The 258-nt window shown below is 62.8% G+C and carries 1 pseudogene; it reads right to left on the reverse strand.

The features are described 5' to 3' along the window. Positions 1 to 234, reverse strand: a pseudogene (locus R0J92_RS24400) (flagellar M-ring protein FliF); the annotation flags it as partial. Positions 235 to 258: the final 24 nt, after the last annotated feature.

Consider the following 258-nt stretch of genomic DNA (forward strand, 5'->3'; position numbering starts at 1 on the left):
ATACCCGGCATTGGTGCTGTTGGGGAGGCCACGCTCGGCGAGCAGGAGACGTGCCTTGCCCGAAATGCCGACCGGCACCTCAACGCTGTTGCCTTCTGGTCCGACGGCGAAGTCGATCCCGGCTTCAGCAAGGGCAATGCTGACCTGGTTGAGGTCCGTGGTTTCCAGCCCCACGTAAAGGGTCTCGTAGGCGGGTTTGTTGACGTAGAGTGCTGCGGCGAGAACGATCGCCATGGACACAAGCCCGGCGCCTCCAAG

It is taken from the genome of Tritonibacter sp. SIMBA_163 (assembly GCF_046535935.1).
GTDB lineage: Bacteria > Pseudomonadota > Alphaproteobacteria > Rhodobacterales > Rhodobacteraceae > Epibacterium > Epibacterium scottomollicae.